This is a genomic window from Pseudomonas sp. TMW22089 (genome assembly GCF_022496645.1).
Taxonomy (GTDB): domain Bacteria; phylum Pseudomonadota; class Gammaproteobacteria; order Pseudomonadales; family Pseudomonadaceae; genus Aquipseudomonas; species Aquipseudomonas paraversuta.
On record NZ_SCFG01000042.1, the window covers coordinates 1 to 13,497 of the forward strand.

The following is a 13,497-nucleotide window of genomic DNA, read 5'->3' on the forward strand; positions in this document are numbered from 1 at the left end:
AGGTGCTCTTCCGCAAAAAATAGTGAACTGACAGGAGGAAAGGTCTGTTTTTCGATTAAGTCGGTGTTTTTTGAACCTCAGACAGCTAGACCGTTAAAAACGGCTGCTTACTTCAGACCTTCCCTAAGTCAACTGGCTCAAAAAACCAACGGACTAACCTTTAGGCCTCACTTCTCCTAGATTGGAGTCACTACAAATGTCTGATACTCCTGGAAAACTTCGACTGGGTGCATTGGTTGCGCTGGTAGTCGGCTCAATGATTGGCGGCGGTATTTTTTCACTGCCCCAAAACATGGCTGCAAGTGCCGATGTAGGCGCTGTTCTTATCGGGTGGGCAATCACTGCGGTAGGCATGCTGACCCTGGCTTTCGTCTTCCAGACCCTGGCTAATCGCAAACCGGATATCGACGGCGGCGTTTACGCCTATGCCAAGGCCGGCTTTGGCGATTACATGGGTTTCTCATCGGCCTGGGGCTACTGGATCAGTGCCTGGCTGGGCAACGTCGGCTACTTCGTGCTGCTGTTCAGCACCCTGGGCTACTTCTTCCCGATCTTCGGCGAAGGCAATACCCCGGCAGCCATCATTGCGGCCTCGATTTTGCTCTGGGCCGTGCACTTTCTGGTGTTGCGCGGGATCAAGGAAGCAGCGTTCATCAACCTGGTAACCACCGTTGCCAAGGTAGTGCCGCTGGTACTGTTTATCCTGATTGCCCTGTTCGCGTTCAAACTGGACATCTTCACCAGTGACATCTGGGGCCTGAAAAACCCGAGTCTGGGCAGTGTGATGGATCAGGTGCGCAACATGATGCTGGTCACCGTCTGGGTGTTCATCGGTATCGAAGGGGCGAGCATCTTCTCCTCCCGCGCCGAAAAACGCTCTGACGTGGGTAAAGCCACCGTGATCGGCTTCATCACCGTATTGCTGTTGCTGGTACTGGTGAACGTGCTGTCGCTGGGCATCATGACTCAACCGGAACTGGCAAAACTGCAGAACCCGTCGATGGCTGCCGTGCTTGAGCACGTAGTGGGCCACTGGGGAGCGGTACTGATCAGTGTCGGCTTGATCATCTCGCTGCTGGGTGCCCTGTTGTCCTGGGTGCTGCTGTGTGCCGAAATCATGTTCTCGGCGGCCAAGGACCACACCATGCCGGCCTTCCTGAAAAAGGAAAACGCCAACCATGTACCGGTCAATGCCCTCTGGCTGACCAACGCCATGGTGCAGTTGTTCCTGGTGATCACCCTGTTCTCGGCCAGTACCTACCTGTCGCTGATCTACCTGGCCACCTCGATGATTCTGGTGCCCTACCTCTGGTCCGCAGCCTACGGTTTCCTGCTGGCAGTGCGCGGCGAGACCTACGAAAACGCCCTGAGAGAACGCAAGAAAGACCTGATCATCGGCGGTATCGCCCTGATCTATGCCATCTGGCTGATCTATGCCGGCGGCCTTAAATACCTGCTGCTCTCGGCCCTGCTGTATGCACCTGGCGTCATTCTGTTCGCCAAGGCCAAACATGAGAGTGGCCAACCCGTCTTCACCAATATCGAGAAAGTGATTTTTGCCGCAGTAGTGATTGGCGCCCTGGTGGCGGCCTATGGACTCTACGACGGCTTCCTGACCCTGTAAAACCCTGTTTATGCACTTTGGAGGATGACTGTAATGACCACGGAAAAAGTGAAGTACGGCGTACATTCCGAAGCCGGAAAGCTGCATAAGGTTATGGTTTGCTCCCCGGGCCTGGCTCACCAGCGCCTGACCCCGAGCAACTGCGATGAACTGCTGTTTGATGACGTGCTGTGGGTCAACCAGGCTAAACGCGACCACTTCGATTTTGTGACCAAGATGCGTGACCGCGGCATCGATGTGCTGGAAATGCACAACCTGCTGACCGACATCGTGGCCATGCCGGAAGCGCTGGACTGGATTCTGGATCACAAGGTCACACCCGATCAGGTTGGCATCGGCCTGGTCAGTGAAGTCAAAGCCTGGATCAAAAGCCTCGAACCACGCCAGGTTGCCGAGTACTTGATCGGCGGCGTGTCTGCCGACGATCTGCCGGACAGCTTTGGTGGCAAGACCATCCAGATGTTCCGCGATTTCCTGGGTCACACCAGCTTTATCCTGCCGCCGCTGCCCAACACCCAGTTCACCCGTGACACCACCTGCTGGATCTACGGCGGCGTGACGCTGAACCCGATGTACTGGCCGGCCCGTCGTCAGGAAACCCTGCTGACCACGGCGATCTACAAGTTCCACCCTGAGTTCACCAACGCTGACTTCCAGATCTGGTACGGCGACCCGACCATCGACCACGGCAACGCCAGCCTCGAAGGCGGCGACGTTATGCCTATCGGTAAAGGCGTGGTCCTGATCGGTATGGGTGAACGCACCTCACGCCAGGCCATCGGCCAACTGGCGCAGAACATGTTCAAGAACAAAGCAGTGGAGCGGGTCATCGTCGCGGGCCTGCCCAAGTCCCGCGCCGCAATGCACCTGGACACGGTATTCAGCTTCTGCGACCGCGATCTGGTGACGATCTTCCCTGAAGTGGTCAACCAGATTGTTGCTTTCTCGCTGTATCCGGACGAAAGCAAAGCCGGCGGCGTAGACGTGCGCCGTGAAGAAGCCAGCTTCCTCCAAGTGGTAGCCAAGGCCCTTGGCCTCAAGGCTCTGCGTGTGGTCGAAACCGGGGGCAACTCCTTTGCCGCCGAACGCGAACAGTGGGATGACGGCAACAACGTGGTGGCCCTGGAGCCTGGTGTGGTGATCGGTTATGACCGCAACACCTACACCAACACCCTGCTGCGCAAAGCCGGAGTCGAAGTAATCACCATCAGCGCCTCCGAGCTGGGTCGCGGCCGTGGCGGCGGCCACTGCATGACCTGCCCGATCATCCGCGACCCGATTGACTATTAATTCATTCATTAGATTGCTTGCGCCCCGCCCCATAAGGGACGGCGCAAGCCGGTTAACCAGAAACCCAGGAGATCCCCATGGCGTTTAACATGAAAAACCGCAGCTTGCTCAGCCTGATGCATCACACTCCGCGTGAGCTGCACTTCCTGCTGGATCTGTCCCGCGATCTCAAGCGCGCCAAGTACACCGGTACCGAAGAGCCGCACCTGAAAGGCAAAAACATTGCCCTGATCTTCGAGAAAACCTCAACCCGCACCCGTTGCGCGTTTGAAGTGGCCGCCCATGACCAGGGTGCGCACGTGACCTACATTGATCCGGTTTCTTCGCAAATCGGTCACAAAGAAAGCATGAAAGACACGGCCCGGGTTCTGGGGCGCATGTTCGATGCCATCGAATACCGTGGTTTTGCCCAGGAAATCGTTGAAGAGCTGGCCAAGTACGCAGGCGTACCGGTATTCAACGGCCTGACCGCCGAGTTCCACCCGACGCAAATGATCGCTGACGCGCTGACCATGCGCGAACACAGTGACAAGCCGCTGCACAACATCAGCTACGCGTACCTGGGCGATGCCCGCAACAACATGGGCAACTCGCTGCTGATGATCGGCGCCAAGCTGGGCATGGACGTGCGCATCGGCGCGCCGAAAAGCCTGTGGCCAGAAGAGTCATTCGTGAAGCAGTGCCAGGAATTCGCCAAAGAAAGCGGCGCTAAAATCACCCTCACCGAAGACCCTAAAGCGGCGGTCAAAGGCGTGGACTTCATCCACACCGACGTATGGGTATCGATGGGCGAGCCCGTTGAAGCCTGGAACGAACGCATCAAGCTGTTGCTGCCGTATCAGGTCAATGCCGAGATGATCAAAGCGGCAGAAAACCCACGGGTGAAATTCATGCATTGCCTGCCCGCATTCCACAACTGCGAAACCAAAGTTGGCAAGGATGTGGCCGAGCACCATCCAAACCTGAAAAACGGTATTGAAGTGACCGAGGACGTGTTTGAGTCACCGGTGAACATTGCCTTTGAGCAAGCAGAAAACCGCATGCACACCATCAAGGCAATCCTGGTAGCAGCACTGGCTGACATCTAAGGCCCGCTGGTTTCGTGCGGCAGCCGGCTTGCCGGCGATGCCATCACCCCGGAGCAGGACCAATGACCGGGGCGTCTGCATCGCGAGCAAGCTCGGCTCCAGCGGGACTCGAGCCGCTCCCCGTTTTTTATAAGGACATTTTTATGCGTATCGTCGTAGCACTGGGCGGTAACGCCCTTTTGCGTCGCGGTCAGCCCATGACTGCAGAGAACCAGCGTGAAAACATCCGCACCGCTGCTCAGCAAATTGCCCTCATCGCCCCCGGTAACGAACTGGTGGTGGCCCACGGCAATGGCCCGCAAGTAGGCCTGCTGTCGCTGCAGGCGGCGTCTTACACTGCCGTCGACCCGTACCCGCTGGACGTGCTGGGCGCTGAAAGCGAAGGCATGATCGGTTACATGATTGAGCAAGAACTGGGCAACGTATTGCCCAAGGAAACGCCGCTCGCCACCTTGCTGACCCAGGTTCAGGTCGACCCGAAAGACCCGGCGTTCCAGAACCCGACCAAACCGATCGGCCCGGTTTACAGCAAGGCCGAAGCTGAAAGCCTGGCTGCGGAAAAAGGCTGGAGCATCGCCCCGGACGGTGACAAGTTTCGTCGTGTAGTGGCCAGCCCGAAACCCATGCGCATTTTCGAAATCCGTCCGATCAAGTGGATGCTGGAAAAAGGCACCACCGTCATTTGTGCGGGCGGTGGCGGGATCCCGACCATGTATGGCGAGGACGGCAACCTCAAGGGCATCGAGGCCGTCATCGACAAGGACCTGTGCTCGTCGTTGCTGGCCCAGGAGCTGAAAAGTGACTTGCTGGTAATCGCCACTGACGTCGTCGCGGCCTTTATTGACTGGGGCAAGCCTACGCAAAAAGCTATTGCCCAGGCGCACCCGGACGAACTGGAAAAACTCGGCTTCGCCAATGGCTCCATGGGCCCTAAAGTCGAGGCAGCTTGCGAGTTTGCCCGCAAAACCGGCAAGACCGCCGTAATTGGCGCCCTGGCGGATATCGAAGCTATCGTTCAAGGGAAGGCGGGTACCCGGGTCAGTACTGAAAAGCCCGGCATCAGCTATTTTTGAACCTGGGGGCAGACCTGGCGGTCTGCCCTTTACCCCTCATACACTCAGGAGTTGCCCCTATGGCCTCGTTCGAACCCGGTCACCTGCATATCCATCGCGAACCGCTTCAGCCGGGTGACTTCGGGTATGACATCAAGATCGATTACCAGGTCGTTCAAGATCCCAGGGAAGGCAAGTCGATGCAGTTCGACATGCACGGCCGGATCAACCAGAACGACTTCAAGGAGTCGTTCACCCTGCCCAAGGATCAGTGGTTCGACTTCGCCAGAGTCGGCTTTAAAATTGCCGTGGATAACGGCATGCCCACCTCGGCCAACATACTTTCGATGCATAAGTATTACGACCTGATGTTCAAGGATGTCCGCCAGCAGCTGGACGTGCAGCTTGGCGACCCGGTCAAACCCGAACACCTCGAATAATGCATGAACCCTGATCGCCGGCAGCCGGCTCCCACATCGTTCAAGTCAATTTGAAACCTTGTGGGAGCCGGCTTGCCGGCGATGCAACCAACGCCCCCTCGCCCGCCGATTTCACCAATCTCCCGCGCCAAGGCATACTGGCGGCCTCCGCTGGCCAGAAGTGTTCTTTGTTCCCATGCGTATCCACGTCAGTTTTATCGACCGCGTCGGCATCACCCAGGAAGTTCTGGCGTTGCTCGGCGGGCGGAACCTCAACCTGGATGCGGTGGAAATGGTCCCGCCCAACGTTTATATCGACGCTCCGACCCTGAGCCCGCAAGTGCTCGACGAGTTGCGCGAGGCACTGTTCAGCGTCAACGGGGTGCAGGCCGTGACGGTGGTCGACATCCTTCCCGGACAACGCCGCCATCTGCAACTTGATGCGCTGCTCGCGGCCATGACCGACCCGGTACTGGCGCTGGACAGCGATGGCCACGTACTGCTGGCGAACCCGGCGCTGATTGCCCTGTACGGCCATGAACCCACCGGTGAAAGTATCGGCGAGCTGTTCAGTGACCCCGGCCTGCTCGATGTACTGCTGGAGCACGGCTTCCGCCTGCCCCTGCGCGAAGTGACGCTCAACGGCCACCCGCTGATGCTCGACGCCACCCCGATTACCGATGCCGGCGCCCTGCTGACCCTGTACCAGCCAAGCCGCATCGGTGAGCGCCTGGCCGCGCTGCACCACGATCACGCAGAAGGCTTTGACGCCCTGCTCGGTGAGTCACCCGCCATCCGCACCCTCAAGGCCCGGGCCCAGCGTGTAGCGGCCCTGGATGCGCCGTTACTGATCCAGGGCGAGACCGGTACCGGCAAGGAACTGGTGGCCCGTGCCTGCCATGCCATCAGCGACCGTTTTGGCGCCCCCTTTCTGGCCTTGAACTGTGCGGCGCTCCCCGAAAACCTGGCCGAAAGCGAACTCTTCGGCTATGCCCCCGGCGCCTTCACCGGCGCCCAGCGCGGAGGCAAACCGGGGCTGATGGAACTGGCCAACAATGGCACGGTGTTCCTCGACGAAATCGCTGAGATGTCGCCTTACCTGCAAGCCAAGCTGCTGCGCTTTCTGAATGACGGCAGCTTCCGCCGGGTAGGCGGCGAGCGCGAGGTCAAGGTCAATGTACGGATCCTCAGCGCCACCCACCGCAACCTCGAAAAGATGGTCAACGAGGGCACCTTTCGCGAAGACCTGTTCTATCGCCTGAACGTACTCAACATTGAAGTGCCGCCACTGCGCGAACGCGGCCAGGACATATTGTTGCTGGCACGCACTTTCATGCAGCAGGCCTGCACCCAGATCCAGCGCCCCGTTTGCCGCCTGGCGCCCGGCACCTATCCGGCGCTGCTGGGCAATCGCTGGCCCGGTAACGTGCGCCAATTGCAGAACGTGATCTTTCGTGCAGCTGCGATCTGCGAAAGCACCCTGGTCGACATTGGCGACCTCGACATCGCCGGTACCTCGGTTGCACGGCAAAGTGACGGCGAGGTGGAAACCCTGGAGCACGCAGTCGAAACCTTCGAGAAAGCATTGCTGGAAAAGTTGTACGTCAGCTATCCCTCGACCCGTCAGTTGGCCAGCCGCCTGCAAACCAGCCACACCGCCATTGCCCATCGCCTGCGCAAGTATGGTATCCCCGGCAAGGCCTGACCTGTAGCGCCAGCCAGCCGGCTATCACCAAGCCCCCCACCTGTCGTATCGAAATCATTCCACCGGATCGATTTCGATACACCCTGTCTATTCCACTGCTGTGCAAGGCCATGATCCTCATGGATTTTTTTTCTGCCCCAGCACTGTATCGATTTCGCTACAGCACAGTTTTCAATCTGCGCCGCTGAATCACTCAAACCACTGATAAATAACGATATTTATAAACTGGCAACCATTTTGCAATGAACTCTCCCATAAGCTCGTTCCGAGCGAGCAATTACCCGTGACCACCAGACATGTCTGGCCCTGAGGAGTTTCCATGAGCGAATTGCGTTTTACTGAAGACCACGAATGGCTGCGCGCCGAAGCTGATGGCAGCGTGACTGTGGGAATTACCGCGTTTGCGCAAAACGCTCTGGGTGATGTGGTGTTTGTCCAACTGCCTGAATTGCAGTCCTACGACAAAGGCACCGAAGCCGCCACCGTTGAGTCGGTCAAGGCCGCCAGCGGCGTCTACATGCCCCTGGACGGTGAAGTGCTGGAAGTAAACCCGGCGCTCGAAGACAGCCCGGAACTGGTTAACGAAGACCCTCTGGGTCAAGGCTGGTTCTTCCGTTTCAAGCCTGCTGATGCGAATGCCGTCGAGCAATTGCTGGATCAAGATGCCTACGACCGCTTGATCAAAGCTCAAGACGACAACTGAGGAGCCTGTCATGACCATCAATCTCAGCACCGCCAATGAATTTATCGCGCGCCACATAGGCCCGCGTCAGGCCGATGAGCAAGCCATGCTCGCCACCCTCGGTTTTGATTCCCTTGAAGGCCTGAGCGCCAGCGTGATCCCGGAAAGCATCAAGGGCACCAGCGTTCTCAACATGCCGGCCGGGCAAAGCGAAGCCGACGCGCTGGCCTCGATCAAAGCCATCGCCGCCAAGAACCTGCTGTGCAAGACCTATATCGGCCAGGGCTATTACAACTGCCACACCCCTTCGCCGATCCTGCGCAACCTGCTGGAAAATCCGGCCTGGTACACCGCCTACACCCCGTACCAGCCAGAAATCTCCCAGGGCCGCCTCGAAGCCCTGCTCAACTATCAAACCCTGATCAGCGATCTCAGCGGTCTGCCGATTTCCAACGCATCGTTGCTCGATGAGGCCACCGCCGCCGCCGAGGCAATGACGTTCTGCAAGCGCCTGAGCAAGAACAAAACCAGCCGCAGCTTTTTTGCTTCCAGCCACTGCCACCCGCAAACCCTCGACGTGCTGCGCACCCGTGCCGAACCACTGGGCATTGAGGTGGTCGTGGCTGATGAGCGCGATCTGACTGACGTGTCGGCCTTTTTCGGTGCCCTGCTGCAATACCCGGCAAGCAACGGCGACGTGTTTGATTACCGCGACCTGGTTGAACGTTTTCATGCCGCCAATGCACTGGTGGCCGTAGCGGCTGATCTGCTGGCCCTGACCCTGTTGACACCGCCAGGCGAGTTTGGCGCCGACGTGGCCATCGGCAGCGCCCAGCGTTTTGGCGTACCACTGGGCTTCGGCGGCCCCCATGCGGCCTACTTCGCCACCCGCGATGTCTTCAAGCGCGACATGCCGGGGCGTCTGGTCGGTGTTTCGGTTGACCGTCACGGCAAACCGGCATTGCGCCTGGCCATGCAAACCCGCGAGCAACATATCCGCCGCGAGAAGGCCACCAGCAACATCTGCACCGCCCAGGTCCTGCTGGCCAACATCGCCAGCATGTACGCCGTGTACCACGGGCCCAAGGGCCTGAGCCAAATCGCCCGGCGCGTTCACCAACTGACGGCGATCCTGGCCAAAGGCCTGAGCGATCTGGGACTGAAGGTCGAGCAAACCGCCTTCTTCGACACCCTGACCCTGAACACCGGCAGCCACACCGACGCCCTGCATGCCAAGGCCCACGCCCAACGCATCAACCTGCGCCTGATCGATGGCCAGCGTCTGGGCCTGTCGCTGGACGAAACCAGCGGCCAGTCCGATGTTACTGCGCTGTGGGCGTTGCTGGCGGCGGACGGTCAGACCCTGCCTGACTTCGACGCACTGGCCGCGACAGTAACCGGCACCCTGCCGGCGGCACTGCTGCGCCAGTCGCCGATTCTCAGCCACCCGGTATTCAATCGCTACCATTCTGAAACCGAACTGATGCGCTATCTGCGTCGTCTGGCGGACAAGGACCTGGCCCTGGATCGCACCATGATCCCGCTGGGCTCGTGCACCATGAAGCTCAATGCCGCCAGCGAAATGATTCCGGTGACCTGGGCCGAGTTCGGCAACCTGCACCCCTTTGCACCCGCCGGGCAAAGCCTGGGCTACCAGCAATTGACCACCGAACTGGAGGCCATGCTGTGCGCTGCCACCGGTTACGACGCCATCTCGCTGCAACCGAACGCCGGCTCCCAGGGTGAATACGCCGGCCTGCTGGCCATTCGTGCCTATCACCAGAGCCGTGGTGAAGAGCGTCGCGATATCTGCCTGATCCCGTCCTCGGCCCACGGCACCAACCCGGCAACCGCCAACATGGCCGGGATGCGCGTGGTGGTGACGGCATGCGATGCACGGGGCAACGTAGACATCGAAGACCTGCGCGCCAAAGCCATCGAGCACCGCGAGCACCTGGCGGCCCTGATGATCACCTACCCCTCGACCCACGGTGTATTCGAGGAAGGCATCCGCGAAATCTGCGGCATCATTCATGACAACGGCGGCCAGGTGTACATCGACGGCGCCAACATGAACGCCATGGTCGGCCTGTGCGCACCGGGCAAGTTCGGCGGCGACGTGTCCCACCTCAACCTGCACAAAACCTTCTGCATCCCCCATGGCGGCGGCGGCCCGGGTGTCGGCCCGATCGGCGTCAAATCGCACCTCACGCCATTCCTGCCGGGTCACGGCACCATGGAACGCAAGGAAGGCGCGGTGTGCGCGGCACCGTTTGGCAGCGCGAGCATTTTGCCGATTACCTGGATGTATATCCGCATGATGGGGGGCGAAGGCCTCAAGCGTGCTTCGCAGCTGGCGATCCTCAATGCCAACTACATCGCCCGCCGTCTCGAAGAGCATTACCCGGTGCTGTACTCGGGCAGCAACGGTCTGGTGGCACACGAATGCATTCTTGACCTGCGCCCGCTCAAGGACAGCAGCGGCATCAGCGTCGACGACGTGGCCAAGCGCCTGATCGACTTCGGCTTCCATGCGCCGACCATGTCGTTCCCGGTGGCCGGCACGCTGATGATCGAGCCGACCGAGAGTGAATCCAAAGAAGAACTGGACCGCTTCTGCGAAGCCATGATCCGCATCCGCGAAGAAATTCGCGCGGTCGAAAACGGCAGCCTGGACAAGGAAGACAACCCGCTGAAAAACGCCCCGCACACCGCCGCTGAAATGGTCGGTGAATGGACCCACCCGTACAGCCGCGAACAGGCGGTGTATCCGGTGGCGTCCTTGATCGAAGGCAAATACTGGCCGCCGGTTGGCCGGGTCGACAACGTATTCGGTGACCGCAACCTGGTGTGTGCGTGCCCGTCCATCGAAAGCTACCAGGAGGCGTAACCCACCCATCCCTGCAGGAGCGAGCTGTTATGCAACGAGAAGCTCGCGCCTGCAGTGGATGATGTTTTTTGCCAATAAACCTATAAGAAACCGGAGAACCCCATGTCGTTAAGCGTGTTCGACCTGTTCAAGATTGGCATCGGCCCCTCCAGCTCCCATACCGTCGGCCCCATGCGCGCAGCCGCGCGTTTTGCCGAAGGTCTGCGCCGTGATGAACTGCTGCAAGACACAGCCTGCGTGAAAGTTGAACTCTATGGCTCCCTCGGCGCCACCGGTAAAGGCCACGGCAGCGACAAGGCCGTGCTGCTGGGGCTTGAAGGCGAGCATCCGGATACCGTAAACACCGAAACCGTAGCCGAACGTCTGGCCACCATTCGCAGTAGCGGGCGTTTGAACCTGCTGGGCGAACACCCCATCGATTTCAACGAAAAGTCGCATCTGGCGATGATTCGAAAACCCCTGCCCTATCACCCCAATGGCATGATTTTCCGGGCGCTGGATGGCGCCGGGATTCAGATCCGCAGCCGCGAGTATTACTCGGTGGGCGGCGGCTTTGTGGTGGATGAAGGCGCGGCAGGCGCTGATCGCATCGTCGAAGACAGCACCCCCTTGAAATACCCGTTCAAGACTGCCAAAGACTTGCTGCGCCATTGCGTCACCCACGATCTGTCGATCAGCCAGGTGATGATGGCCAATGAAAGCGCCTGGCGCCCTGAAGCACAAACCCGCAGCGGCTTGCTGAATATCTGGCAAGTGATGCAGGACTGCGTGAGTGCGGGCTGTCGTAACGAAGGTATTTTGCCGGGCGGCCTGAAGGTCAAGCGACGGGCGGCAGCGCTGCACCGTCAGTTGTGCGCCAACCCCGAGGCCGCGCTGCGCGATGCGCTGTCAGTGCTGGACTGGGTGAATCTGTACGCCCTGGCCGTCAATGAAGAAAACGCCAACGGCGGCCGGGTGGTCACAGCGCCCACCAATGGTGCCGCGGGGATTATTCCGGCGGTTCTGCATTACTACATGCGTTTTATTGGCGGGGCCAATGAGGACGGCGTGGTGCGCTTCATGCTGACTGCCGCCGCCATCGGCATTTTGTACAAGGAAAATGCCTCGATCTCGGGCGCCGAAGTGGGCTGTCAGGGCGAAGTGGGCGTGGCCTGTTCCATGGCCGCCGGCGCGTTGTGTGAAGTGCTGGGCGGCAGCGTTCAGCAAGTCGAAAACGCCGCCGAAATCGGCATGGAGCACAACCTTGGCCTGACCTGCGACCCCATTGGCGGACTGGTACAGGTGCCCTGCATCGAGCGCAATGCCATGGGTTCGGTCAAGGCCATCAATGCCGTGCGGATGGCCCTGCGCGGCGACGGCCAGCATTTTGTCTCACTGGACAAGGTAATCCGCACCATGCGCCAGACCGGCGCCGACATGAAAAGCAAATACAAAGAGACTGCCCGCGGCGGTCTGGCCGTCAACATTATTGAGTGCTGATTTTCAAGGAGTGACCAATGTCCACCGAACAACTGCTTAAAACCCCGCTGCACGCACTGCACCTTGAACTCGGGGCCCGTATGGTGCCGTTCGCCGGTTATGACATGCCGGTGCAATACCCGTTGGGTGTAATGAAAGAACATCAACATACCCGTGAACATGCCGGGTTGTTCGATGTGTCGCACATGGGGCAAATTCTGCTGAGCGGCGCTGATGCGGCCAGGGCCCTGGAAACCCTGGTCCCGGTAGACATCATTGACCTGCCGGTTGGCATGCAGCGCTATGCCATGTTCACCAATGAACAAGGTGGCATCCTAGATGACCTGATGGTCGCCAATCTGGGCAATGACCAGCTGTTTCTAGTGGTCAACGCCGCCTGCAAGGACCAGGACCTGGCGCATCTGCGCAAACACCTGGGCAAGCACTGCGACATCCAGCCGCTGTTTGAAGAACGCGCCCTGCTCGCCCTGCAAGGTCCGGCAGCGGTTACCGTGCTGCAAGGTCTGGCTCCCGAAGTGGCAAGCATGACCTTTATGCAATTTGCCCCGGTCACCCTGCTGGGAACTGAATGCTACGTCAGTCGTTCGGGCTACACCGGGGAAGACGGTTTTGAAATTTCGGTCCCCGCTCAACACGCAGAGGCACTGGCGCGCCACCTGCTGGCCGATCCGCAAGTGCAAGCCATCGGCCTTGGCGCCCGTGATTCGCTGCGACTGGAGGCCGGTCTGTGCCTGTACGGGCATGACATGAACGACAGCACCACGCCGGTTGAAGCCAGCCTGCTCTGGGCGATCTCGAAAAATCGGCGCGCCGAGGGTTCCCGGGCCGGCGGTTTTCCGGGTGCAGACATCATTTTTGCCCAGCAGCAAAACGGCGTAGCGCGCAAGCGTGTGGGCCTGCTGCCCCAGGAGCGCACACCCGTACGTGAAGGCGCTGAAATCGTTGACGCTGAAGGCACTGTCATCGGCAATGTATGCAGCGGCGGTTTTGGGCCGACTTTGGGTGCGCCTCTGGCCATGGGTTATCTGGATACAGCCTTTACCGCGCTGGACTCAGAGGTGTGGGCAATCGTGCGCGGCAAACCTGTACCGCTGAAAGTTTCGAAGTTGCCATTTGTTCCACAACGTTATTATCGCGGGTGAGCTAAGGAAACTCTGAAAAGGACTTCCAAATCTGGTGAAATACGCCTGTCCCACGAACTGAACGGTTGAGCCCCGATGAAGCAAATGTCTTTCGCTGATGCCGAGTACGCAGGCAAACGTAAGCAG

General features: G+C 59.4%; 10 protein-coding genes. All 10 read left to right on the top strand.

Translation table 11 applies throughout. The features are described from left to right. Positions 1-196 precede the first annotated feature (196 nt). Complete coding sequence (gene arcD, locus EQV90_RS21380; RefSeq protein WP_003440661.1) at positions 197-1,624, top strand: arginine-ornithine antiporter; 1,428 nt, start codon at positions 197-199, stop codon at positions 1,622-1,624. Positions 1,625-1,657: 33 nt separating this feature from the next. Beyond that, positions 1,658-2,914 carry an arginine deiminase gene (gene arcA, locus EQV90_RS21385; RefSeq protein WP_240878655.1) on the top strand — a complete coding sequence of 419 codons (1,257 nt, stop codon included), beginning with the start codon at positions 1,658-1,660 and terminating at the stop codon, positions 2,912-2,914. Between the two features lie 77 nt (positions 2,915-2,991). Continuing rightward, a complete protein-coding gene (locus EQV90_RS21390; RefSeq protein WP_003440656.1) occupies positions 2,992-4,002 on the top strand; it encodes an ornithine carbamoyltransferase in 1,011 nt (336 codons plus the stop codon). Between the two features lie 143 nt (positions 4,003-4,145). Continuing rightward, positions 4,146-5,075: a carbamate kinase gene (gene arcC, locus EQV90_RS21395; protein ID WP_010655933.1), complete on the top strand. Its 930-nt coding sequence runs from the start codon at positions 4,146-4,148 to the stop codon at positions 5,073-5,075. A gap of 59 nt (positions 5,076-5,134) precedes the next feature. Then, the gene (locus EQV90_RS21400) at positions 5,135-5,494 is read left to right on the top strand and encodes a DUF5064 family protein (RefSeq protein ID WP_010655934.1); all 360 of its coding nucleotides are present in this window, start codon (positions 5,135-5,137) and stop codon (positions 5,492-5,494) included. 175 nt (positions 5,495-5,669) lie between these two features. Next, a complete protein-coding gene (locus EQV90_RS21405; protein WP_003440647.1) occupies positions 5,670-7,178 on the top strand; it encodes a sigma-54-dependent transcriptional regulator in 1,509 nt (502 codons plus the stop codon). A 319-nt stretch (positions 7,179-7,497) separates the two neighbouring features. Continuing rightward, complete coding sequence (gene gcvH / locus EQV90_RS21410) at positions 7,498-7,881, top strand: glycine cleavage system protein GcvH (RefSeq protein WP_003440638.1); 384 nt, start codon at positions 7,498-7,500, stop codon at positions 7,879-7,881. A 10-nt stretch (positions 7,882-7,891) separates the two neighbouring features. Then, positions 7,892-10,750: an aminomethyl-transferring glycine dehydrogenase gene (gcvP, locus tag EQV90_RS21415; RefSeq protein ID WP_003440635.1), complete on the top strand. Its 2,859-nt coding sequence runs from the start codon at positions 7,892-7,894 to the stop codon at positions 10,748-10,750. Between the two features lie 102 nt (positions 10,751-10,852). After that, positions 10,853-12,229 carry an L-serine ammonia-lyase gene (locus tag EQV90_RS21420; RefSeq protein WP_003440631.1) on the top strand — a complete coding sequence of 459 codons (1,377 nt, stop codon included), beginning with the start codon at positions 10,853-10,855 and terminating at the stop codon, positions 12,227-12,229. Between the two features lie 17 nt (positions 12,230-12,246). Then, on the top strand, positions 12,247-13,371 hold the full coding sequence (gene gcvT / locus EQV90_RS21425; RefSeq protein WP_003440627.1) for a glycine cleavage system aminomethyltransferase GcvT: 1,125 nt from the start codon (positions 12,247-12,249) through the stop codon (positions 13,369-13,371). The last annotated feature ends 126 nt before the right edge of the window (positions 13,372-13,497 follow it).

What these genes read in the sequence shown, in the direction of transcription:
- arcD (WP_003440661.1), top strand. Translation starts at nt 197, where the DNA reads ATGTCTGATACTCCTGGAAAACTTCGACTGGGTGCATTGGTTGCGCTG.
- arcA (WP_240878655.1), top strand. Translation starts at nt 1,658, where the DNA reads ATGACCACGGAAAAAGTGAAGTACGGCGTACATTCCGAAGCCGGAAAG.
- EQV90_RS21390 (WP_003440656.1), top strand. Translation starts at nt 2,992, where the DNA reads ATGGCGTTTAACATGAAAAACCGCAGCTTGCTCAGCCTGATGCATCAC.
- arcC (WP_010655933.1), top strand. Translation starts at nt 4,146, where the DNA reads ATGCGTATCGTCGTAGCACTGGGCGGTAACGCCCTTTTGCGTCGCGGT.
- EQV90_RS21400 (WP_010655934.1), top strand. Translation starts at nt 5,135, where the DNA reads ATGGCCTCGTTCGAACCCGGTCACCTGCATATCCATCGCGAACCGCTT.
- EQV90_RS21405 (WP_003440647.1), top strand. Translation starts at nt 5,670, where the DNA reads ATGCGTATCCACGTCAGTTTTATCGACCGCGTCGGCATCACCCAGGAA.
- gcvH (WP_003440638.1), top strand. Translation starts at nt 7,498, where the DNA reads ATGAGCGAATTGCGTTTTACTGAAGACCACGAATGGCTGCGCGCCGAA.
- gcvP (WP_003440635.1), top strand. Translation starts at nt 7,892, where the DNA reads ATGACCATCAATCTCAGCACCGCCAATGAATTTATCGCGCGCCACATA.
- EQV90_RS21420 (WP_003440631.1), top strand. Translation starts at nt 10,853, where the DNA reads ATGTCGTTAAGCGTGTTCGACCTGTTCAAGATTGGCATCGGCCCCTCC.
- gcvT (WP_003440627.1), top strand. Translation starts at nt 12,247, where the DNA reads ATGTCCACCGAACAACTGCTTAAAACCCCGCTGCACGCACTGCACCTT.